The organism is Pseudomonas sp. Irchel s3b6 (genome assembly GCF_900187415.1).
GTDB lineage: Bacteria > Pseudomonadota > Gammaproteobacteria > Pseudomonadales > Pseudomonadaceae > Aquipseudomonas.
Genome location: NZ_FYDM01000023.1, coordinates 1 through 21,493, shown reverse-complemented (window position 1 = coordinate 21,493; position 21,493 = coordinate 1). Strand labels below are relative to the sequence as shown.

At 56.5% G+C, this 21,493-nt stretch carries 15 protein-coding genes and 3 pseudogenes; 8 read left to right on the top strand and 10 right to left on the bottom strand.

Annotated elements, in window-relative coordinates:
* Nucleotides 1-9: 9 nt before the first annotated feature.
* From panB to CKW07_RS23765, 9 genes are all read right to left on the bottom strand, one after another.
* Nucleotides 10-828 carry a 3-methyl-2-oxobutanoate hydroxymethyltransferase gene (panB, locus tag CKW07_RS23805; RefSeq protein ID WP_095082061.1) on the bottom strand — a complete coding sequence of 273 codons (819 nt, stop codon included), beginning with the start codon at nt 826-828 and terminating at the stop codon, nt 10-12.
* Nucleotides 829-871: 43 nt separating this feature from the next.
* Nucleotides 872-2,125 (bottom strand): ATP-grasp domain-containing protein, encoded by a 1,254-nt coding sequence (locus CKW07_RS23800; RefSeq protein WP_095147321.1) that lies wholly within the window; start codon nt 2,123-2,125, stop codon nt 872-874.
* A complete protein-coding gene (locus CKW07_RS23795) occupies nt 2,106-3,365 on the bottom strand; it encodes a methylaspartate mutase (protein ID WP_095147320.1) in 1,260 nt (419 codons plus the stop codon). Before CKW07_RS23795 ends, CKW07_RS23800 begins: the two co-directional genes overlap by 20 nt.
* A gap of 3 nt (nt 3,366-3,368) precedes the next feature.
* Entirely contained in the window at nt 3,369-4,865 is a 1,497-nt protein-coding gene (locus CKW07_RS23790) for a hypothetical protein (RefSeq protein WP_095147319.1), read from the bottom strand.
* Complete coding sequence (locus tag CKW07_RS23785; RefSeq protein WP_095147318.1) at nt 4,862-6,100, bottom strand: acetyl-CoA carboxylase biotin carboxylase subunit family protein; 1,239 nt, start codon at nt 6,098-6,100, stop codon at nt 4,862-4,864. The genes CKW07_RS23790 and CKW07_RS23785 overlap by 4 nt, the downstream gene beginning before the upstream one ends.
* Nucleotides 6,101-6,141: 41 nt before the next feature.
* A complete protein-coding gene (locus CKW07_RS23780; RefSeq protein WP_095147317.1) occupies nt 6,142-6,597 on the bottom strand; it encodes a cobalamin B12-binding domain-containing protein in 456 nt (151 codons plus the stop codon).
* Nucleotides 6,597-7,835 carry an MFS transporter gene (locus CKW07_RS23775; RefSeq protein WP_095147316.1) on the bottom strand — a complete coding sequence of 413 codons (1,239 nt, stop codon included), beginning with the start codon at nt 7,833-7,835 and terminating at the stop codon, nt 6,597-6,599. Before CKW07_RS23775 ends, CKW07_RS23780 begins: the two co-directional genes overlap by 1 nt.
* Entirely contained in the window at nt 7,828-8,898 is a 1,071-nt protein-coding gene (locus CKW07_RS23770; protein WP_095147315.1) for an LLM class flavin-dependent oxidoreductase, read from the bottom strand. The genes CKW07_RS23775 and CKW07_RS23770 overlap by 8 nt, the downstream gene beginning before the upstream one ends.
* A 68-nt stretch (nt 8,899-8,966) precedes the next feature.
* Nucleotides 8,967-9,896: an asparagine synthetase A gene (locus CKW07_RS23765; RefSeq protein WP_095147314.1), complete on the bottom strand. Its 930-nt coding sequence runs from the start codon at nt 9,894-9,896 to the stop codon at nt 8,967-8,969.
* Nucleotides 9,897-10,136: 240 nt separating this feature from the next.
* Between CKW07_RS23765 and CKW07_RS23760 the strand changes: the two genes are divergently transcribed.
* From CKW07_RS23760 to CKW07_RS23750, 3 genes are all read left to right on the top strand, one after another.
* On the top strand, nt 10,137-11,450 hold the full coding sequence (locus CKW07_RS23760; RefSeq protein WP_095147313.1) for an MFS transporter: 1,314 nt from the start codon (nt 10,137-10,139) through the stop codon (nt 11,448-11,450).
* Between the two features lie 45 nt (nt 11,451-11,495).
* Complete coding sequence (locus CKW07_RS23755) at nt 11,496-12,890, top strand: amidase (RefSeq protein WP_095147312.1); 1,395 nt, start codon at nt 11,496-11,498, stop codon at nt 12,888-12,890.
* 107 nt (nt 12,891-12,997) lie between these two features.
* Nucleotides 12,998-14,323: an OprD family outer membrane porin gene (locus CKW07_RS23750; protein WP_371850675.1), complete on the top strand. Its 1,326-nt coding sequence runs from the start codon at nt 12,998-13,000 to the stop codon at nt 14,321-14,323.
* A gap of 458 nt (nt 14,324-14,781) precedes the next feature.
* On the opposite strand, the pseudogene CKW07_RS23745 reads toward CKW07_RS23750, so the two are convergent.
* A pseudogene (locus tag CKW07_RS23745) lies at nt 14,782-16,155 on the bottom strand (transposase).
* A gap of 322 nt (nt 16,156-16,477) precedes the next feature.
* On the opposite strand from CKW07_RS23745, the gene CKW07_RS23740 reads away from it, so the two are divergent.
* The 5 genes and pseudogenes from CKW07_RS23740 to CKW07_RS23720 form a co-directional block, all read left to right on the top strand.
* Nucleotides 16,478-17,314: an EcoRI family type II restriction endonuclease gene (locus CKW07_RS23740; RefSeq protein ID WP_095147310.1), complete on the top strand. Its 837-nt coding sequence runs from the start codon at nt 16,478-16,480 to the stop codon at nt 17,312-17,314.
* Nucleotides 17,315-17,353: 39 nt separating this feature from the next.
* Nucleotides 17,354-18,334 carry an adenine-specific methyltransferase EcoRI family protein gene (locus CKW07_RS23735; protein WP_095147309.1) on the top strand — a complete coding sequence of 327 codons (981 nt, stop codon included), beginning with the start codon at nt 17,354-17,356 and terminating at the stop codon, nt 18,332-18,334.
* 90 nt (nt 18,335-18,424) lie between these two features.
* Entirely contained in the window at nt 18,425-18,646 is a 222-nt protein-coding gene (locus CKW07_RS25510) for a hypothetical protein (protein ID WP_176465369.1), read from the top strand.
* 1,451 nt (nt 18,647-20,097) lie between these two features.
* Nucleotides 20,098-20,616: pseudogene (locus CKW07_RS23725) on the top strand (Hcp family type VI secretion system effector).
* 133 nt (nt 20,617-20,749) lie between these two features.
* Nucleotides 20,750-20,981 (top strand): annotated as a pseudogene (locus CKW07_RS23720) (type VI secretion system tip protein VgrG); the annotation flags it as partial.
* Between the last annotated feature and the right edge of the window lie 512 nt (nt 20,982-21,493).

Below are 21,493 nucleotides of genomic sequence, written 5' to 3'. Positions count from 1 at the left end.
GTCGCGTCTTCAGTTGACGCCATAGCAGTGTCTGGCCTCAGGGAAAGTGCCGTCGCGCACTTGCGCGGCGAACTGTTCGCACGCCTCGCTGATCAGTGCACCGACATCGGCATATTGCTTGACGAAGCGCGGCACGTGTTCGCCGCCAAGGCCCAGCATGTCTTCCGTCACCAGCACTTGACCGTCGCAGGCGGGTGAGGCGCCGATGCCGATGGTGGGCATCGGCGAAAGCTCGGTAATGCGCCGCGCCACACCTTCGGCGACCCCCTCGAGAAGCAGGCTGAAGGCGCCGGCCTGAAGGTGTGCGCGGGCATCGGCTTCGATGGCCAGCGCAGTGGTTTCGTTCATGCCCTGGGCCTTGAATCCGCCCATGGCGTGGACGTACTGCGGCATCAGGCCAATATGTGCCATCACCGGGATACCTCGTTGCACGAGGAATTCGACGGTGTCGGCCAGGACTTTCGTACCCTCCAGCTTGATCGCGTCGCAGCCGGTACGCGCCAGGACCTGTGCGCAATTGCGGTAGGCCTGTTGTGGCGTTTCCTGATAACTGCCGAACGGCATATCGGCGATCACGCAGGCCAGCCGGGTGCTGTTGACCACGGCCCGGGTATGGGCGATGGTTTCTTCCAGGCTCATGTCCAGGGTGGATGAGCGGCCGTAGCCCACCATGGCGGTCGAATCACCCACCAGGATGAAGTCGACAAAGGGATCCATCAGCCTGGCAATCGAGCTGGTGTACGCCGTCAGGGAAACGATCTTCTGTTGTCCCTTCATCGCGACCAGTTGTGGAACGGTCAATCGTTTAGTGCGGGTGTGCAGACTCATCGTTCTCTTCCTTTTCAAGCCCCTTTGCCGGGGGTGTCGGTGGTTACAACCAATCTGTTTCCCAGGCGCGCCAGATACGGTAATCGGCATCTATACGCTCCTTCAGAGGGTGCAGCAGGAACACCGCGCCCGGTGAGCTGTTCAAGTCGACAGTGGGGACCACGCGCGCACCTTCGCCGAGGCGAAACCGGGCGTTATGAAAACTTGGCAGCGCCTCCAGGCGATGGCGGACATGGTGCTGGGCGAACAGACCGTGCTGGTGTGCAATGAGGTTCAGGCCGCGGGCGTGTTGCAGCAGGCGATACCGCCTGGGCCATTGGGCCAGGCGTGAAGGCTCCAGATAGCTCAGGCAGGTCAAGGCGACCTGATCATTGCCGGTGGCCGCCTGCAGTGCCGGCGGGCACGCGAGCCCGGACAGGCGGGCACCGGTCTCCAGCAGACGAGGGCCGTTGGCTGTCAGGATCAACTCGGTGTGCCCCGGACCATGGACGATGCCCAGCGCATCGAGCACCCCTTCAACGTACTCGATCAGCTGCGGCAGTTCTCGGGCGTCGGCTGGCAGCAGATCTTCGCGATCGTAAATTTTTCTACCATCGGTTGTGAGGGTCTTGGAGCACTTCCAGATGTCGGTAATCCAGTGCTCGCCCGCGTGGCTGACGCTATTGATGACGTACTCGGGGCCTGTCAGGTATTCCTGCAGCAGTACGGCTTCGTTGTTGAGCATCATCAGGTTTGTCGCACCCAGGATTGTCTCAATGGCGCTCTGCAACTGGAGTGCATCGTGGCAGATGAACACATTATCGGAACCGGCACTGTCCAGCGGTTTGGCGACGACACTCCTGCTGCCACGGGCTGTGAACCAGCACAGGGCCTTGGCCATCGAACGGGTGCGTAGCTGTGCCGCCACCGGCAAACCGGCCGCTGCTACACGTTCGGCCATCAGAGACTTGTCGCGGCGAGCCGCCGAAGTGCCTGGGTCGTTACCCGGCAAACCCAATCGGGCGGCCAGCAAATCGGCGAGTTCCACACCGAATTCGCTACCGGTCAAGACCGCTGCCGGCTGCTGCGCGGCCAGTTTGAGCAGCAGCGGTTCAAGACCTTCGTCCGCCAGGCTGTAGTCCTCGGCAAACAGCTGCCTGGGGCAACTGGCGGCGAAGGCGGGAGGCATGTCTGCGCGCGAGTGCACATGCAGCAAGCGACGTTTGCCGGCGAGCGACTGGGCCAGCAGGGCACCGGTGGAATAGGCGTCGACCAGAATCAACGGTGCGGCGCAGGAGTCAATGCAAGGGTTGGTCATAACGGCTCACCGTGTAATGCAACATTTGAAACAGTTCGGATGAGCTGATACCGGGTCCATCCAGCGACCAACCACTTGAACGAGGCAGGGGCAAGCCGCCGACATTGCCCCAGCGCAGCGCGCCCTGATCGTCGATGCGTGTGGTGGCGCGGCCGGCGTTATCGGGGTGCAGGCAGTAGGGAATGTCCAGCAAGCCTCGGGCAAAGGCCTGGATCAGTGCCACGCCGATATCGGCATGCAGGTCCAGAACGGTCGTCACCAACTGTTGGGCTTCGAAGAAAATCTCCTGGTAGTACGCAGTGCTGGCAGGGCAGGGGGCTGGCAGGCCGGCAGCACCTACTTCGGCCGCCATGCGCAAGGCCTCGAGGTTGTCCTGGACTGAAGGTATCTGCCGCGATTCGGCGATGGTCTTGACGATCAGTCGCTCGCAACCAGCGGCGTGTGCCAGGCGTGCGCTGTCGCAGATCAGGCGACGGGCGCCGTGGCTCGTGGTCGGGAACACGCCCATGTAGGCATACACCACGACGTGCCAGTGATCGCCATCCAGATAATGTGCCGCCAGTTCCCGTAGGGCCTTCAGTGCGCCCAGGTCCTGCGCCATCGAGGTGCCCTGGGCATAACTCAGAGACACTCCGCGCACCCCATGCTGGCGGAAAAAAAGCGCCTCGAGCAGGGTCATGGCAATCAGCATCGACGGCGGGCACAACTGCCCCAGCAGGCAGCCGCCAAAGCTTTCGATATGCGGATGCAAGGTGGCGTCGGCCAACAGCTGGCAGCTCTGCACCCAGGCGCTGACGGCGGTGGCCAGGGGCAAGCGGCTGTAGGGCATGCAATATGAAACCGGGCCGCCTTCCGTTGCGTCCAGCCCCAGCGCGGCAAGACGCTGGAATACATTTTGTGGCTCGGCCGTACCGTGGCGGATCTGAATCGGAAACTCGACCCCGTAAACGCCGTCGAGCATCTCGCGTACAGCTTCGATCGGGTGGCTGATGATCGGGAATCCGTTCATTGGGCTTGCGCTGTTGAGGCAGCGCAGGGCGCTCTGGTAGTCCCCGACCCGGGTGTAGCTGTCCAGCGTGATGGTGCCGATGGTCGCGCAGGGCAGGGCGGCTACGCTCTGCAGCCCGGCGCGCATCTGTGCCAGAGCGCCAAAGCCCATGCGGGGTTGCACCACCAGTTCGCCGCGAACCCGGGCGCACTCGATAAAACGTTGAAAATATCCGCCGCTCGGAAAGGTCATGGTTCAGCGTCCCGAGACCAGTTCGACCACGGTTTGACCGGTGGTCGGGTCATAGCGGCTGATGCGGCCCTTGTGTGGGTCGCCTGCGCGTACCCGGGCAATTAACGTGGCATCGCTGTCGAAGTCGATCCGCCCATGGCTGTACAGGCTGCGCAGGGCCGGGAGCGGCAGGCCGCTGACCTGGCTCAGCCATTGGGCAGTCGATGGATCGTTATGCTGGCCGGCGAGCACCTGGTGCAGTCCGTCGAGATCGGCCAGGCGCGCCGGACTGCAGAGGCTGATGAAGCTTGAGAGCTCACGCCCACGGTCAACGAAGGGGGCGAATTGCATGCAGACCAACTGCATTTCATTGAGCCCGAAAGACTCTTCGGCGAAGCGCGTAGCCAGTGTGCGTCGAGCCAGCATACCCTGCTCATCGGCATAGGCCGACATGGCCAGGTCGATCAGGCGCTGAGGCATTTCTTTCTTGCGCATCAGGCCCTGCGCTAGCTCCAGGTATTCGGCGATGCCCTGGTTGTAGGTTCGGCCTTGCACGTACTCGGCTTTGAGGCCGCGAAAATGCGCCATCAGCATCGGGTTGGCACAGTCCGATTCAGTGAAGCTGAACGCCAATTCTTCGAAACGGAAGTCCAGGAACTCAGTGATCAGCGCCCAGTGATCCTCGACCTTGTAGCTGACCAGGTCGTAGATGCTGATGAACGCCGGATCAGCGTTGTCATCACCGCAACTGACGTTGCGTTCGCTGCGTTGCTGGTCGAAGCCTTCGCCAAACAGCTCGACGAAATAGACCTGGGCGACGCCGTCCAGCGCTTGCAGCAGGCCGCGAAAGCCTTGACGTCGGCACTCGTCGACATTCAGGCCAAGACGCTGGGCCAGGCGCATGATCCAGGTGAAATAGTGTTTCTGCTCCTTGCGCGAGTCGCCGGTGACGATCGCGTTGACCCCACCTTGCCACCAGGCGGCACGCCCGTAGAAGTCCGCCACCGCCAGGTTGCAGCTGTTGCAAAAGGTCGGTCGGCCATCACCGGCCGTGCGATGACCATTCATCAACACGTCAAAGCGGTTCATCGCCAGTACATCGTTCGGAAACGGCAAATGACGCTCGAAAGGCCGGATCAGTTGGTGGTCGACCACCAGCATTTCTACCCGGGGATCGTTGAACAGATGCAGGGCCCGGTAGACCCGATCGATGTTTGCCATGACCGCATCGGGGACACCGGCGTGACGCATGTTGGCGATGCGCAGCTCAAACGTGCGGCCATGCAGGACTGACAGGTGCAACTGCGCGGCGCGTAGCATGGCCACGGTATAGGAGCTGTCCTTGCCACCGCCGTAGGCGACCATCAATTTGTATTGGCTCAACCCGTCGAGGCCGCCTGCGGCATCAGTCAGCCGCTCGCCGAGGGTGGCTACGGCGCGGCGTTCGCCGGCGTTGAAATAGTGGTTGAGTTGTCCCAGCAACATTGCGTCGCCCGGGGCTTTGCGCGTGGCAAGAGTCATAGCGGTTCGGCCTGGAATTGGAACGTCTGAATGGCGCGGCGGATATCCGCTTCAATGGCTGATTCGTCAGCGCCGATGAAAATGAAGCGTCCGCTGTGTAGCGCGTCGTAGCTGCCTCCGGCTTCGAGGTGCTGGCCCGGCAAGGGCAGCAGTTCGCGCCACAGGCTCGCAATCTCGCCGTGCAGTGATCGGGCATGCACGACCCGGCAGGGCAGGCGTGCCGGTTTCGAAATCACCAGCCAGCCGCCGCTCGGGTCGTGACTCACATCCGGCAAGGACGGCTGTTCTCCGGTCAGGCGGCGCAACCAGTGCTCGTACAGATTGACGCCGAACACCTTGTTGATCAGGTGTGGGACTTCGCTGCCACCGACGCGGGCGCCGACTTCCAGGAAGACCAGGGAGCCATCGTTTTCGACGAAAATCTCCAGATGGAACGCGGTGCAGCGCAGCGCCAACGCGCTCAGGCATTGTCGGCTGAACGCTTCGATCCGGCTGCGTAACGTAGACGCCTGGACAATCACCGAGCCCAGTGGCTGGGCCTTGGCGAAATCCAGGCAATTGTTGATGTAGCGCGAGACCACCTGAAACGGCACGCTGCCATCGACGTCGATGAAACCGTCGATGTGATAAGTCTGGCCGTGAATGAACCCTTCGATTTCATAACGTGACAGGTCGATGTCACCCAGGAATCGGCTTAGCGCTTGTTCGTCTTCGATCTTTTCCACGCCGATGCTGGCTGCCCCATCCACCGGTTTGACGATCACCGGGAAGCCGATTTCGCGGGCAAAGTGCAGGGCATGCTCGATCGATTGGCAGCGAGCAAACGGCGGGACCGGCAGGCCCTTGGCCTGGAGGATCTCTTTCATGCGCGCCTTGTCCCGGTACACGGCTACTTCGTCAGGACCATCACCGGGGATGTCCAGGGCCTGGCGTACCCGGGCGGCGATTTCCAGGGTGAACTCCGACAGTGCGATCAGTTGGTCCACCGGGCCGACGTGCTCGATGACTTCCTTCACCGCGCCGAGCAGTTGCTCGTATTGATTGACGTCGGTCACCTGCACTTGATGTGCGATGTGGGCCTGGGGAGCGAGTACCCCTTCAGCGCCCGGGCCGTCCACCACGTAGCTGATACGGTGTTGCTGATGGTCGAAGAAGTCCTCGTAGCGGGTCAGTTCGTTGTCCCAGCGGCGCCCGTCGCGAAAGCGCGGCCAGCGGTTGACAATAACGATATGCATCGTGGCAATCCTTTGAATGAGCGAAGACGTGCGTGGTCGGGTCAGCCCCAGGACGTCGCGTTGTTGATGAGTGCGGTGTCAGTCTCGGGTCGAGTGTCGAACGTGCCCAGGTAGCGACTGAAGGCATCGATGGCATCAGGGCCGACGAACACTTGGGTGTAACCGGCATCGATCAAGGGTTGGCGCGTGGCGAGGGTTTCATCCTCGCAGGTGGTCAGCTTGCCGCCGATCACACAGGGCAAGTGAGGGTGCAGTCGGCGTACCTGGCGGATCAGCTCCAGGCCCTGGGAATAACCATGGCCATTGACGCTGCTCACCACCAGCAGCTGTGTGCGGTGCTGCTCCAGTGCGTTGAGCACCACTGCAACGGGGGTGCAACTGCCCAGGTTCTTGACGCTCATGCCGTGTTCGGCCAGCCACAGCTGCAGGTACACCAGGTTCCACATGTGCGAATCGGATTCGACGGTGGCAATCAGGCAATGCGGCAAGCTCTTCATTAAGACGCCTCCATGGCGAACGGCTGACGATCCAGAGCAAGGCGGAAGCGCTGCGTGGTGAGGACAAAAAGCAGGGTGCCGGGTACCGTCAGCAACACGGCCAGGGTCAGGATCAGCGGCTGTATGCCGTAGGTGTGACCTATACTGGCGGTCAGCAAACCACCCAGCGGGTAGGAGAGCAGGTTGACCAGGTAAAACGGTCCCATCACTTTGCCCAGGTGTTCGGCGGCAATCGCCTTGATGCGCTGGGTGCGGTTGAAGACGTTGAACAGCGTGCAACCGGCCATCGCCAGCAGAAAGCTCAAGGCGTAAAGCAGCACTCCACTGACCATGCCCATGCAGAGCAGGCCCAGGCACAGCAGTGCGAAGCCCAGTGCACCGAGACGATAGATCGACATGCGCGCCAACAGTCGCGGTACCAGAATGAAGTTGAGCAGGCCAAGCGCACCGGCACCGGCGTTCATCAGGCCAAACACCCCGTCGGCCGCATTGAATACACCGCTGATGACAAACGCGTTGGCGCTCAGCACAACGGCGAAAGCCAGGTTGATGGTGAAGTTGAGAAGGGCAAGCGACACCACGGGCGGGTTGTTGAGCAGTAGGCTCCAGCCCTGTGCCAGGTCCTTCAGAATGCGGGTCGGACGAGCAGCAGAGGGCGCCGTCGGCAATGTCTTCCAGAACAGCGATGCACCAAACAGAGCGGCAGCCGCGAGGCCCAACAGCCAGCGTTTGTCGGCGTACATCGCCAGCACGGCAGCCAGCGCCGGACCCATGGCCATGGCCAGCAACTCCATGTTCTGTACCAGCGACTGGCAGTGTGCCAATCGTTCGGGAGCGGCAATCAGCGGCACGCTTTTTTCAACCGCCATGCGCACCGGTGCCATCAATACCGACAACAGGATGCCGTTGCCGATCAGTGCCCAGATCATCCATTGAGGCTGGTACCAGCAGATCCACATCGTCACGGCCAAGCTTAGGGCTCGGGCCGTGTTGGCGCTGCGAAACAGCAGGCGCCCGCCAAAGCGGTCGGCCAGCAGCCCGGCGAACGGGTAGGCGATGAGCGCCGGAAGCCACTCAAGGGCAAACGCGACGCCGGAGTAACGCACATTACCGGTGAGCTGGAAGATCATCAGGGGGACGGCAAACAGTACGGTCTGTTCCGCCAGCAAGGCGCACAGCAAGCCTGCGCCGAATCGACGGATCGAACGCTGTTGCGTGTCGATGGCCGTATCACGCATGTTCGCGATCCCAGACGGTTTCGAGCTCGCGCAGATAAGGCAGTACGTAGGTGCAGAAGCGGCGCATTTCATCGCGGGTTGGCCAGCCGGAGAAAATGAATTCGCTGACACCGACTTTTTTGTATTCGAACAGGTATTCGGCGACTTCCTGATAACTGCCCACCACACACAATGCCGGGCCGCCGCGATACGCCACGGCACCGGACCAGAGCATCGGCGACAGCCAGTCGTGTTCGGCCTTGTCAGCCAGGCGGAAGGAGGTCTTCACGGCTTCGGAGTCACAGCGACCGACGAATTGCCGTACCCACTCACGATGTTGTTCGTCGGGGTTCTCCATCATCTCTTCGACTGCAGCCAGTGCCTCGGCGCGCGTTTCGCGAGCCAGTACGTGCATGCGGATACCCACTGAGCACCCGGACTCGAGCACAGTACGGCTGGCCTCGGCGATACCTTGTGGCGTGTCGCCGTAACGCAGCCAGCAATCGCTGTGTTTCATCGCGATCTCCTGAGCGATCTGCGAGGCACCGCTGAGGTAGATGCGTGGACGTTCGGCGTCCTTGAAAGGCAGCCCGAGTTGGGCTTTTTCAATACGGTAATGCTCGCCGTGGTAGCTCAGCGGTGACTCTGCGCGCCAGAAGCGATGGAGGATGTCGAGGAATTCGCTGGTGCGCTCGTAGCGCCCGTCGTGTGCGACAAAGTCGCCGTAAAAGGCTTGTTCGTCCGGGGAAATACCGGCGACCAGGTTCAGCGAGATACGTTTGTCGGACATCCACGACACGGTGTTGACGATCTGGGTAAACAGGGTGGGGGGGACTAGGCCGGGACGGTAGGCCAGAATGAACTTGACCCGTTTGGTCTCGCGCACCAGAGCGCCAATCATCGGCAGTGGATCAGGCATGTGGTAGCTGATCCCCATCAACAGCGAGTCGATGCCCAGTTCGTCCGCCTCTTGGGCGAAGTCGACGATACCGGCGAAGTCGAGCGCGCCGGTGTCGTATTTTTCAGACGCCTTTTGCTGACCGCTGTCGAGCGGTGAACACCAGTGAATACGCAGTGCAGGCATTGTGTTTCTCCATGGCGACGCCTGCCGCCGCGGGCAGCGGTGCAGACGTTGCAAGACAGATCAGGAATTCAGAACAGGAAGCTGGTAGCGACCGTGCGGTCGAATAGGGAAACGTCGCGGATGCGCCGTTTGCCGCAAATGAACTTGAGCAGGCGCTCAATCCCCAGGCCTCCCCCGGCGCTCGGGTGCAGCAAGCCACGACGGGCCACTTCCAGGTAGTTGGCGAACGGCAGCAAGTCCATCGACAGCTCATTCATGCGATAGACGATCTGCTCGTATTCGAACTCGCGCTCGGCCCCTGACAGGGCTTCACCGTAGCCGTCCGGATAGATCAGGTCGTAGTTGTTGTAGGTACCGCGCTTGCCCGGCGTTTCGCGGTCGTAAAACTCACGGCGGTAGTTGGTGACGAAGAACGGTGTATGGGCACGGGCCGACATGATCTTCTCGAAGTCATCACCGTGTTCGGCGCGAAGTTCGTCGGAGCTGTAGATCGGGAACGCCGTGGCGAAGTGCGGCAGTTGCCGGTTCAGTTGCGCCAACTCGGCGGCGCAGTGCTGGTTCACTTCGCTGAACACGTGCTTGATCAGGCCTTCGATGAGGACCATGACCTGATGCATGTCGCCGTCGCGGATCTCGAAGTCGAACTGCGAAAACTCCAGCAGGTGGTTCTCCGAGTCCTTGATTTCGGCTTTTTCCAGACGGATGTTCGGCGCCACGATAAAGATCTTTTCGTGGCCTTTGGCTGTCAATGCCAACTGCTTGTGAAAGATCATGCTGGCGGTAAGTTTCAGGCGCCGCTCTTCATAGTGTATTTCGGCCGGATATACCGCGTGGTTGAGTGGGTCGGTAATCGGCGACATCAGAATTGGCATCAGCTGCTTGAAGTTACGCTCAAGCAGATAGTGCTGCAATGCTTGTAGGACTCGGCCGCGAATAATAGCAATGGCCTCTGTATCCGGGTGAGCAAAATAGGCGAAGTTACGTGCTATTTCTTCCATTTTTGGCCAAATGTCCAGGGAGTTGAAAAGCCCCTGATTATTGTTTAAACGAAAGAAAACTCAATGTACAGATTTTGGCTAAAAAGCAACACAGAGCCATTGTCATATTGTTCCGTCGGTTAATTGCGTAGACCATTGCGCGCTGCCGAAATTGAGTTGGCGTCATACTAACTGACAGGTTTGTACCGTTTCGTTAGTTCACGCGCAGCGTTCTTTTAATTACCTGATCCGAGTCTGCCAATGACGGTCCCTACTAATCCGCGAGCGCATCGGTTTTCCACCTCCGATTACAAGACCCTTGGCCTCGCTGCCTTGGGTGGGGCGCTGGAAATCTACGATTTCATCATCTTCGTGTTTTTTGCGCTGACCCTCAGCCAGCTGTTCTTTCCTCCCGAAATGCCGGAGTGGCTGCGGTTGCTGCAAAGCTTCGGCATCTTCGTCACCGGTTACCTGGCGAGGCCACTGGGCGGCATTCTCATGGCTCACTTTGCCGACCAGGGTGGTCGCAAGCGGGTCTTCAGCCTGAGCATCTTGATGATGGCATTGCCGTGTCTGGTGATCGGCGTCATGCCCACCTACGAACAGATCGGGTACTTCGCGCCGTTGCTGCTGTTGGTGTTGCGGGTGCTGCAAGGGGCGGCGGTAGGGGGGGAAGTACCGAGCGCCTGGGTGTTCGTTGCCGAGCATGCGCCCGCCGGTCATCGTGGTTATGCATTAGGGTTTCTGCAGGCCGGACTGACGTTCGGTTACCTGTTGGGTGCGCTGACGGCGACGCTGCTGGCGCAAGTGTTCACCCCGGCGGAAATGCTTGATTACGCCTGGCGTCTGCCTTTCCTGCTCGGTGGTGTGTTTGGTGTGATCGGCGTCTGGCTACGCCGCTTGCTGAGCGAGACACCGGTATTCCTGGCCTTGCAGGCACGACGCGAAGCTGACACAGAACTGCCGTTGCGCACGGTCTTGCGTGAGCATCGGCACCGTTTGCTTCCGGCGATGATCCTGACGTGTGTGCTGACCTCGGCGGTGGTGGTGTTGGTGGTCATCACGCCGACGGTCATGCAGAAAAGCTTTGGCATGAGCCCCAGCCATACGTTTGCCTTGAGCAGTCTGGGCATTGTCTTCCTGAACATTGGTTGTGTGTTGGCCGGACTGGTCGTCGACCGTATTGGTGCCTGGCGAGCGGTCATGCTGTATAGCGCTCTGCTGCCAGCGGGCATCGCGCTGTTGTATGCCTGCCTGATCAGTGGTGGAGCCTGGATCGGGCTGGCCTATGCCTTGGCCGGTTTGAGTTGCGGGGTGGTGGGTGCAGTGCCGTCGGTGATGGTCAGTCTGTTTCCGGCGCAGATCCGCGTTTCCGGCATTTCCTTCACGTACAACATTGCCTATGCCCTTTGGGCGAGCACCACGCCATTGCTGTTGATCGGGTTGATGCCGTGGAGTCCCTGGGTGTGTGTCGGGTACAGCCTGATCATGGGGCTGGTGGGCGTCGGCTGTGCTGCCTTTTTTGGCGGGCGCGAGTCAAGCGGCACTCGCCAGGCGCTGATCACTGAGCACTAAGAACCTCGCCAGTACGCGAAGTGGACTCACCACGGACGGTTTTCGATGACGGATTTACATGATTTGCCAGTGACGCAGCTGTTGGCATTGTTTGCCAGTCGCGAGCTTTCGCCCCTGGAGTATTACGATCACATGCTGGCTCATATCGAGCGCTGGGAGCCGAGCATCGGTGCGCTTTACGCATTCGACCCGCAACGGGTTCGCGATCAGGCACGAGCATCCAGCGAGCGCTGGAGCAAAGGGATGCCCCAAGGGATGCTCGATGGCATACCGGTAACGCTCAAGGAACTGATCGCCACACGAGGCGATTGCATCCCTCAAGGTTGTGCCGCCACAACATTGGTACCGGCCACCCAGGACGCGCCACCGGCGGCACGATTGCGTGAAGCGGGGGCGATTATCCTGGGCAAGACCACGGTCCCGGATTTCGGCATGCTGTCTTCAGGACTGTCGAGTTTTCATGGGATCACTCGCAACCCGTGGAACACCGACTGCAACCCTGGTGGTTCAAGTGCCGGCGCGGCAGCCGCGGCGGCGGCGGGTTACGGTCCGTTGCATGTGGGCACCGACATTGGCGGTTCTGTCCGGCTGCCGGCGGCGTGGTGCGGGTTGGTGGGGTTCAAGCCGACGCTCGGACTCATCCCTATCGACCCTTATTACACCGGTCGTTGTGCCGGGCCGATGACCCGTACCGTCGATGACTGCGCGCTAATGATGCGCTACCTGGCGCAACCGGACGCCCGGGATGCCACGAGCCTGCCGGCGCAGCGCAGATGCTGGAGTCTCGAATCACCGTCAATGCAGGGACTGAGAATTGGTTTGATGCTCGACCCCGGCTGCGGTTTTCAGCCATCTGCCGAGGTTTGCGAGGCCGTGCGCGATGCTGCCCGGCTGTTCGAGGTTCGGGGCGCACAGGTGCGGTTGATCGCACCGGTGATCAATCGTGAGATTCTGGATGGGCTCGATGATTTCTGGCGCGCCCGTCAGTGGTCGCAGCTACTGACATTGAGCAAGGCTCAGGTGGGCGATGTGCTGCCTTACCTTTACGACTGGGCGGCACCTGCTGCGCAGATGAGCGCGGTGCAGGCGGTGGAGGGATTCAACCAGACCTTCGAAATCCGCCGTCGGTGCGCCCGTCTGTTTCGCGATGTCGACCTGGTGTTGTCACCGACCAATCAAGTCAGCAGCTTCCCGGCCGACTGGCCTTCACCGAGCAATGACCCGCGCCAGCCATTCGAGCACATTGTTTTCACGTTGCCGTGGAACATGGGCGAGCAGCCGGCGCTCTCGATCAACTGCGGTTTTACCACCGAGGGCATGCCCATCGGCCTGCAGATGATCGCCCCGCGTTTCGCCGATCAATGGTTGCTGCAGTGCGCCAAAGCCTACGAAAACTGGCGCGGTCCCATCGAACACTGGCCGTCCGCGCCTGCCCATTGATACCGATACCGGTTGTGTGCTGCTCAAGCGCCGGGCGTTCGAGTGGTGAGTCACCTTTTTATAGGCACTGTTTTATGCACGTTTATTTTTTTCGAGCATCGGTCGTGATGCTGATCGTCGTTGAGCACTGTTCGGCTGCCGATCCCGTAACCCCCCAGGATCAGGCGACGGGTTGGCTCGATGGCAGCCATCTGCAGTTGAATGCGCGCCACTACTATTCCAATCAGCACACCCGGCGCAGTACGTACCTGACGATTAAAAAACAGGGCGTGGCGCAACCGACCCGTGAGCGCATCACTTGGGTGCAGGCCGCCATGCTCAACTACAGCTCCGGTTATACACAGGGATGGATGGGGGTCGGGTTGGATGCCGCGCTGTTCAGTGCGGTTGATCTTGAACGTGGGCACGGGGCGGTGGCCAATGGTGGTGATCGAGTGCTGGTGGACAGCGATGGCGACGCCATACCGACCTGGAGCCGATTGGGCGTGGGTGACGTGCGATTGCGGGTTTCCAGCACGGAGCTCAAGGCGGGCCGGATGCTCACGGAAAATCCGATCCTGCGGTACAAGGACAACCGTGCCTTGCCTTCGTCATTCCAGGGCATGGCCCTGAACAGCAACGAGCTCGATTGGCTGGCACTGCAAGCGGGTAGTTTCGAGCGTGCCATTCCGCGCACCGGAACGGGCAGTGAACTGTTGACCACCACCTTCGGCAATCGTGCCTACACGGGCTCGCGCATCAGCTATCTGGGGGGGACTGCCAAGGCACCTCACGGGGTGGGCTTGAGCGTCTACGGCTCGCGTTTCGAAGACATGTGGCAACAATATTATCTGGGGGTCACCCAGGTAGTGGGCGATCGGGCGAACCTGGCCCTCAAGACCAGCCTCAACTATTACCGAACCCGCGATCAGGGCGAGCAGCGCCTGGGGTTTATCGATAATGATGCCGGCAGTCTGGCGGTTACCGCTTCCCATGGTGCCCATGGCCTGACGCTGGCTTGGCAGCAAGTGTTCGGCAATGAATATTTCGATTACGTTTGGGAGTCCACCGGCAACTACATGGCCAACTCGCTGTACTCGGACTATAACGGTCCCAACGAAAAATCCTGGCAACTGCGCTACGACCTGGATCTTGCCCCGTACGACGTACCGGGTCTGACCGCCAGTCTTTGGCACGCCAAGGGCTGGGGTATCGACGGCACGCATTACCGCGGCGATCGCGATGGCCGAAACACCGGTTACAACGTGCGCGGACTGGAGGGCGCCAAGCACTACGAAAACGGTTTGACGCTTGCCTATGTCGTGCAATCCGGAGCCCTGAAAAGCACCGTGCTGCGCGGTATCGTCTACAACCACCGCGCCAGCGGAGGGCAGATCGACGGCAGCTATGACGAGTTTCGCTTCGTGGCCAACGTCCCGTTCAGTGTGTTCTAGCGGTCGTATAAACCACCAGAAACGAAACAAAAAAGCCCCAGGCCATGAGACCTGAGGCTTTTTCGTTTTGTATATGGTGCCCAGGCGGGATTCGAACCCACGACCCCTGCCTTCGGAGTCCTAAAAGTCGACGTTTAGAATCAATACGTTAGCTCGGATTAGCTGGGAATTCAAAGGGTTGTGGCTGCTGGGGTTAGCGGGTTTTCGCCCCGGTTTGCGGGGCGAGTGTGGCAAATTTGTGGCGTTCCGATCGACTGGACTCACCCAGAGTAGCCAGTAGTGAAGGGCAGTAAGCGGCCGATTCTGTTGAAAAAGTTGGATTTTCAGCTCGCCTGAGCTCAGGCACGACCACCACCGGAGAACCTAATCACCACACTGAGTGGTTTCTCGGCCCTTCGTTGACCTTTGCTGCTCTGTTAATGGGTTAGTTTGAGGTTTTTTGCTTCGTGCAGGCGCACCTATCCCGTAGAAGGTGGCCCTTGAGATGCAAGTTTGGCCAGACGTCGCAGGTTATGTTCCGCGGCCGCCAGCGTGAACTCATCGGACGCGCCACTCATGCCACGTAGTCGCAAGCGATCCAGTTTCAGGATGCGCTTGAGGTGGGCAAACAACATTTCGACCTTCTTACGTTCGTGGCGAGAGCGCACGTACTCCGGCGTCGCCGCGATGCGTCGAGCCACATCACGAGCGGCTTCATGGACGCTGCGGACGATCTTACGAATCGAAGTGTTCGGGCAGCACTTGGCTTTCATCGGACATGTCGCGCAGTCGGTCTGTCTGGATCAGAAGATGATGGTGTTGGCTTTGGTGACGTGCGAACGCTCGTTCTTGAAGGCTCGCCATTCGCTGCGTAATACGTTGCCGGCTGGGCAGCGGTATTCATCAGCCTCTTCATTCCAGTGGAAATCGGTACTTGAGAAACTGTCGTTCTTGCGCTCGGTTTTGTCCCACACCGGCACATGCGGCTCGATGTCTTTTTCCTCCACCATCCAGGCCAGCATCGGCGCTGTACCGTAAGCGGTATCGCCAATGAGGCGCTCCGGCTTGATGTCGAACTGCGCTTCGACACGCTCGATCATGGTCTTGGTGCTCTCAACCTCGGCCGTTCGATGAGCCGGTGTGGGTTCCACATCCACGATGACGCCGTGTTCGGTATCGATCAGATAGTTCGTGGAATAGGCGAAGAACGCTGGGCCTCCTGGAGCAGCGGTCCAGCGGGCCTGAGGATCAGTCAGCGACAGGCGCTTCGGTAGAGTTTCGGCCAGAGCCTCTTCATCGAGGGCTTCAAGGTACTCACGCACGGCGCGGGTACTCAGGGACGGATCGCTCCAGTTGACCGGTTCATCTCCCGGTACGCCGCGCTGCCGACTCGCATCCGCTTTGATAATGCTGGCGTCCACGGCAAAGCCTTCGCCCTTGACCAGACCTGCGTCCATGCAGCGACGCAGCACTTCATTGAACAACCAGCGAAACAGATCACTGTCCCGAAAACGGCCGTGTCGATTTTTGGAAAACGTCGAGTGATTGGGTACTTCATCTTCAAGGCTCAACCGGCAGAACCAGCGATACGCCAGGTTCAAATGGGCCTCTTCGCACAACCGCCGTTCGGAGCGGATGCCATAGCAATAGCCCACGATCAGCATGCGAATCATCAGTTCGGGATCAATCGACGGACGCCCAATCGGGCTATAGAAATCGGCGAGGTAATGGCGCAGGTCGCTCAGATCGAGACACCGATCAATGCTGCGCAGAAGGTGATTGGCTGGAATGTGATCTTCAAGGTTGAACGAGTAAAACAGCCGCTCCTGCCCACTCGATAACTGTCCCATCATGCTGCGTGCTTCCCTGCTGGCCAATGCAGAGATTTTGCCGCAGGCCAGACAGGGGAGCTACTTTTTCAACAGAATCGGCCAAAAGCCGACGGTGGACACCATGCCCATGATTCCGTAATGTGCCCGAAAGTCATGTCGCTTTCCTTCTCGGCAGTGTCGCGTTATCTCGCTCGACTCTCAGGCCAATCAAGGAGTTACACATGAACATAGAACGTTATCCAATATCCTGCAGGATGTTATCCGACATAAATGTCGTCTAGTAATAGTTGTGCGTGTAATACCCTCAGAGGCAATAGAATTTTGATAATTGGAAATACAAAATATGTCTAAGAAACATCAATCAAATAGATTAACAAATCAGCATAAGCAGTCTCAAGGTGTAGTTGGCATTTTTGGAGATAATGCAAAATCACACGACCTTACGGTTGGTGAAATTTCAAAAATAGTTATCAGCTGGATTGAAGAAGAATATCCTAAATTAACTTTCCGATACAGAGCGAGTATAAAGAAAGAAGAAATAAATGAAGCACTAAAAAAAGTAGACCCTGAATTAGGGCGGACTCTTTTTGTTTCAAACTCCAGTATCAAACCTGATGGCGGAATAATAGAAGTTAGAGACGATAACGACGACTGGAGAGTTGTGTTGGTAGCGGAGGCCAAGCATCAGGGGAAAGACATAGAAAATATAAAAAACGGCATACTAGTTGGCACAAAGAACGATCAGGACTTGATGGCTGCTGGAAATGCAATAGAAAGGTCCCATAAAAACATATCTGAGATTGCTAATTTTATGTTGTCTGAGTCTCATTTTCCTTATGTTTTATTTCTTGAAGGTTCAAACTTTCTAACAAAAACCACCTCAATTAAGAGACCTGATGGAAGGGTTGTAGATCTCGAATACAATTCAGGAATATTAAACAGACTAGATAGATTGACTGCCGCAAATTATGGAATGCCAATAGATACAAATTTATGTATAAATAAATTCATAAAGCATAAAAACAAAACTATTATGCTTCAGGCAGCTTCTATATACTCGCAGGGGCATGGCGAAAGGTGGGACACCAAAAAAATGTATGAAATAATGCTGGAGGTTTCTAGAACATCCCTTAAGGCGCTGGGGAGTGATTTATTTGCCCAGCTTACATCCAATAAGTAGCCAAATGCCAGCAATGGAATAAATTAAGATAGGTCGCCAATGGCAAGAAAAGCAACGAATAAATTACTGCAAAAAGCAAAAAAATCAAAAAGCGATGAATTTTATACTCAGCTTTGCGATATTCAAAGCGAATTGCAGTTTTACAAAACACACTTCAAAGACAAAGTTGTGTTTTGTAATTGTGACGACCCTAGAATAAGCAATTTCTTTAAATATTTTGCTAGCAACTTCGAAGAGCTAGGAATTAAAAAAATATTAACATCTTGCTACAGAGAACAGACTGGAGATCTATTTGGTGAAAAAAATCAAGAAAGTGGTTTTTTCTTTGAATACACCAATACAGATGAAAAGAATAACAAACTAAATTCACCTGAAACTCTGCCATTTGAAGGGGATGGGGATTTTCGCAGCCCAGAGAGCATAGAGTTACTAAAACAATCGGATGTTGTTGTTACCAATCCGCCTTTCTCATTGTTCAGGGAGCATGTTGAACAATTAGTCAAATACGATAAAAAGTTTTTAATAATTGGAAATGTTAATGCAATTACCTACAAAGAGATTTTCAAGCTAATTAAGGAAAACAGGGCATGGCTTGGAATAAACCTTGGCAGAGGTGTTTCTGGTTTTATCGTCCCTCAACATTATGAGCTTTATGGGACAGAGGCTCGGATTGATGAATTTGGCAATAGAATAGTTTCCCCGAACAACTGCTTATGGCTAACGAACCTTGATACATTTAAACGACACGAAGACATATTGCTTACAAAGAAATATTTTGGAAGCGAACATGAATATCCAAAATATGATAATTATGATGGAATTAATGTTAACAAGACAGGAGACATCCCTTTAGACTATAAGGGGGTTATGGGTGTACCAATAACATTTCTGCACAAATTTAACCCAGATCAGTTTGAACTAATTAAATTCAGAAAAGGAAATGATGGAAAGGACTTGTCGATCAATGGCAAGTGTCCATATTTTAGAATACTTATCAAAAACAAGCGCGTACAGATTTAATCTGAGTCAGGGAACACGTATAACAAGTCGTTCAAGCGGACGCGGTAAACCGCGCCGCTTAACTCCAGCGTTATGTATCAAGGATAAAACGTGGATTACTTTGAAAGTATTATCAAGACCCTACTGGAAAGCGAAAGCTACTGGGTCAGACAGTCCTTTAAAGTTAATCTAACAAAAGAAGAAAAACGGAACGTTGGCAAACACACTATTCCACGGCCGGAAATCGATCTCCTTGCATATAAGCCAAATCAAAATAAAATCCTCGCTATAGAAGTAAAATCATTTCTCGATTCATCTGGGGTAAAAATTTAAGAACTAACTGGATCGCATGAAAAACCTGAAGGCCGGTATAAGATTTTCACCTGCGAAAATTATAGAAAAGCCGTATTCGCAAGATTAAAACAAGACCTTATAGAAAACGGCATGGGTAATGCTGCTACTGAAATCGTGCTGGGGCTAGCCGCCGGAAAAGTGTATCAAGCAAAAAGCCAAGAGATACATGAGAATTTCCTAGAGAAAAACTGGCTATGTGTGTCACGAAGGAGGCGTCATGACGGCAACATGAAAACGGCGGCATGACACTCCATGTTCCAAGATGGATGGAGGTAGGACCTCCGGTCAGGGCGTGCAGGCGCACTGATCAAACGACCCGATGCTGCGAACATGTTCAGCATGTTGGTGGTGAGCGACTCGGGAAAAGGCAGAGAAACTACTGTCACGTAAGGCTCAGGTAGTTGAACGCAAGTGAACTGACTGATGAAGCGACGAAATCTCCACTGATGTACTGATTTCGAATTGCGACTGGTGGTAAGAGGTAAGAGGGGGGCAGTGCCAGAGTGCTGTGCTTCTACCCGATACTTGCCACAGCCGGCTCTGCCGGAATGCAGCCAAGGGTTGCGGTTTGTGGGGGGGGGAGGGGCATGCGTTTTTCCTATTCCTTCGCAAGAAGACGGCCCGGGCCGACAGCCGAAGATTACTAGGTAGAGATTGGATCTCGGGTGGTTGAACACTGATGGGCCAGCGAATTCGGGAAGCTTCTTACCGAGTCCGATGAGGCGGCTAGCATATATGACTTGCATGTGCCAGTGATGGGATGCTACGTAAATTAGTGGCTCATCGAAATTCACGGCCAACAGGCGGCATTGTTTCCCAGCCGTGGTCGATGATGTGCTCAGGCGTTTCGGCTAGGAGAGACGAAAGGTTGAGCTTTGTTCTACGCGAATTTAGTCGGGAATTTTTGGGCGCAGAGATTTCAGGGCTGGAGGGGAGGGATATCCCTTTGATCTTCGAGTGTTGCTGATTTCGGGGCACCATTGCAGACCTCCATAACATTACAGGTGCAGTTTAGCCCTAGGAAGACTTCCGTATACCGGCTTCGCCGAAAGGCGACCATCGGAGCGGCCAGTGAGGATTGGACCTTCACCGCAGGCCGTTACAGGAGGCTGGCCAGCATCAAGCCCGCAACACGTATCCACTCGTCCCGGCTTTAGCCTGCACAGCCATCCTTGGTAGCTATTGAGCGACGTCTGTGATGATTTCAGTCTCTTGAGAACAGATTAAATCTTGAGTGAAGAGAATCGTGGGTGTGCGCAACTTCTTGCGCACTTTGACGCTGTTTCCTATCGAAAAAAGCACGGGAAAGTCAGCCCAAATCCTTGATAAATAATGGTCATATGATTTCTGGCGCGACTTTTGATATCTCCGTCGGCACCTGAAAGGCGATTTTGCCTGCTGGTCCCTATTTTTTAGCAAGGAGAGCATCCATGGCTACCCCAGCGTATATGTCCATCACCGGCACCAAGCAAGGCCTGATCACTGCCGGTGCTTTCACCGCTGATTCGGTTGGCAACACCTACCAGGAAGGTCACGAAGACCAGGTCATGGTTTAGGGATTCAGCCACGAAGTGATCATCCCGCGTGACCCGCAGTCCGGCCAACCAACCGGCCAGCGCGTTCACAAGCCAGTGAAAATCACCAAGGTGTTCGACAAGTCCTCGCCACTGCTGCTGGCGGCCCTGACTTCCGGCGAGCGCCTGACCGAAATCACCATCCAGTGGTACTGCACCTCGGCTGCCGGCACCCAGGAACACTACTTCACCACCAAGCTTGAAGACGCGATCATCGTCGACATCAAAGACTACATGCACAACTGCCAAGACCCGGCGAACTCGCACTTCACTCACCTGGAAGACGTCGAGTTCACCTACCGCAAAATTACCTGGACCCACGAAGTATCCGGTACATCGGGTTCCGATGACTGGCGTTCCCCGGTCGCTGGCTAAGTCTGGCTGACCGTTTCAAAACATCGGCCAGCTCTGCTCGTCGATGTTGTTTGCGTCACTCAAGAATTCTTGCGTTCGTTGATAGCCCGCTCGGGCATCGATGGATGTCGTTGCACTGCACGAGGAACAAGGGATGTTCTCACCGGCCAACCAGCCCCATTTCACGTTGACCCTCGAAGGCGCGGACTTTCAGGTCCTGGCCTTCAAGGGCCGCGAAGCCCTGAGCACGCCGTTCGAATTTGAGCTGGAGCTGGTCAGCGAAAGCTCCTTCCTCGACCTCGAAAGCCTGCTGCACAAACTGGCTTTTCTACAGCTCGCGCAAAATTCACGGGCTGGTCTACAGCATCGCCCAGGGCGAGGCCGGTAGCGGTGGGCGCTCAGCGTGCTGTCGTAAGCCCGGAACGTGGCCGAGTCCTGCCTGTCGAGTCTGGCAGAGAGCAGCCAAAAGTGGTCAGTCACCATCCTTGACATAAGCGCATTCAGGGATGATGTGGCCAGGGTTCTTTGCTGCCCAGATGCTTTGTACTAACGTTGGTAGTTTTCATAGTGGCAACCTTGGTTCTTTGATAAGGAAAAAAATTTCTAGGTGGGGGTTGACCACGTATTATAATACTGTATTATTCGCCTCCCGCTGACGAGCAACTTGATGTTGGTCTTGGCTTAAGTGATTGATTTTATTGATGAAATCATGAGCTTTTAAGGGTGCTAATTGAGGCTGCCGTAGAATCTGTGCCTCCGTTGAGACGAAGCTCTTAACCAACCGCTCTTTAACAACTGAATCAAGCAATTCGTGTGGGTGCTTGTGCAGTCAGACTGATAGTCAACAAGATTATCAGCATCACAAGTTACTCCGCGAGAAATCAAAGATGTAACCAAC

Bases quoted from the DNA above. Each gene is read 5' to 3' on its own strand.
- panB (WP_095082061.1), bottom strand. From the start codon at position 828: ATGAGTCTGCACACCCGCACTAAACGATTGACCGTTCCACAACTGGTC.
- CKW07_RS23800 (WP_095147321.1), bottom strand. From the start codon at position 2,125: ATGACCAACCCTTGCATTGACTCCTGCGCCGCACCGTTGATTCTGGTC.
- CKW07_RS23795 (WP_095147320.1), bottom strand. From the start codon at position 3,365: ATGACCTTTCCGAGCGGCGGATATTTTCAACGTTTTATCGAGTGCGCC.
- CKW07_RS23790 (WP_095147319.1), bottom strand. From the start codon at position 4,865: ATGACTCTTGCCACGCGCAAAGCCCCGGGCGACGCAATGTTGCTGGGA.
- CKW07_RS23785 (WP_095147318.1), bottom strand. From the start codon at position 6,100: ATGCATATCGTTATTGTCAACCGCTGGCCGCGCTTTCGCGACGGGCGC.
- CKW07_RS23780 (WP_095147317.1), bottom strand. From the start codon at position 6,597: ATGAAGAGCTTGCCGCATTGCCTGATTGCCACCGTCGAATCCGATTCG.
- CKW07_RS23775 (WP_095147316.1), bottom strand. From the start codon at position 7,835: ATGCGTGATACGGCCATCGACACGCAACAGCGTTCGATCCGTCGATTC.
- CKW07_RS23770 (WP_095147315.1), bottom strand. From the start codon at position 8,898: ATGCCTGCACTGCGTATTCACTGGTGTTCACCGCTCGACAGCGGTCAG.
- CKW07_RS23765 (WP_095147314.1), bottom strand. From the start codon at position 9,896: ATGGAAGAAATAGCACGTAACTTCGCCTATTTTGCTCACCCGGATACA.
- CKW07_RS23760 (WP_095147313.1), top strand. From the start codon at position 10,137: ATGACGGTCCCTACTAATCCGCGAGCGCATCGGTTTTCCACCTCCGAT.
- CKW07_RS23755 (WP_095147312.1), top strand. From the start codon at position 11,496: ATGACGGATTTACATGATTTGCCAGTGACGCAGCTGTTGGCATTGTTT.
- CKW07_RS23750 (WP_371850675.1), top strand. From the start codon at position 12,998: ATGCTGATCGTCGTTGAGCACTGTTCGGCTGCCGATCCCGTAACCCCC.
- CKW07_RS23740 (WP_095147310.1), top strand. From the start codon at position 16,478: ATGTCTAAGAAACATCAATCAAATAGATTAACAAATCAGCATAAGCAG.
- CKW07_RS23735 (WP_095147309.1), top strand. From the start codon at position 17,354: ATGGCAAGAAAAGCAACGAATAAATTACTGCAAAAAGCAAAAAAATCA.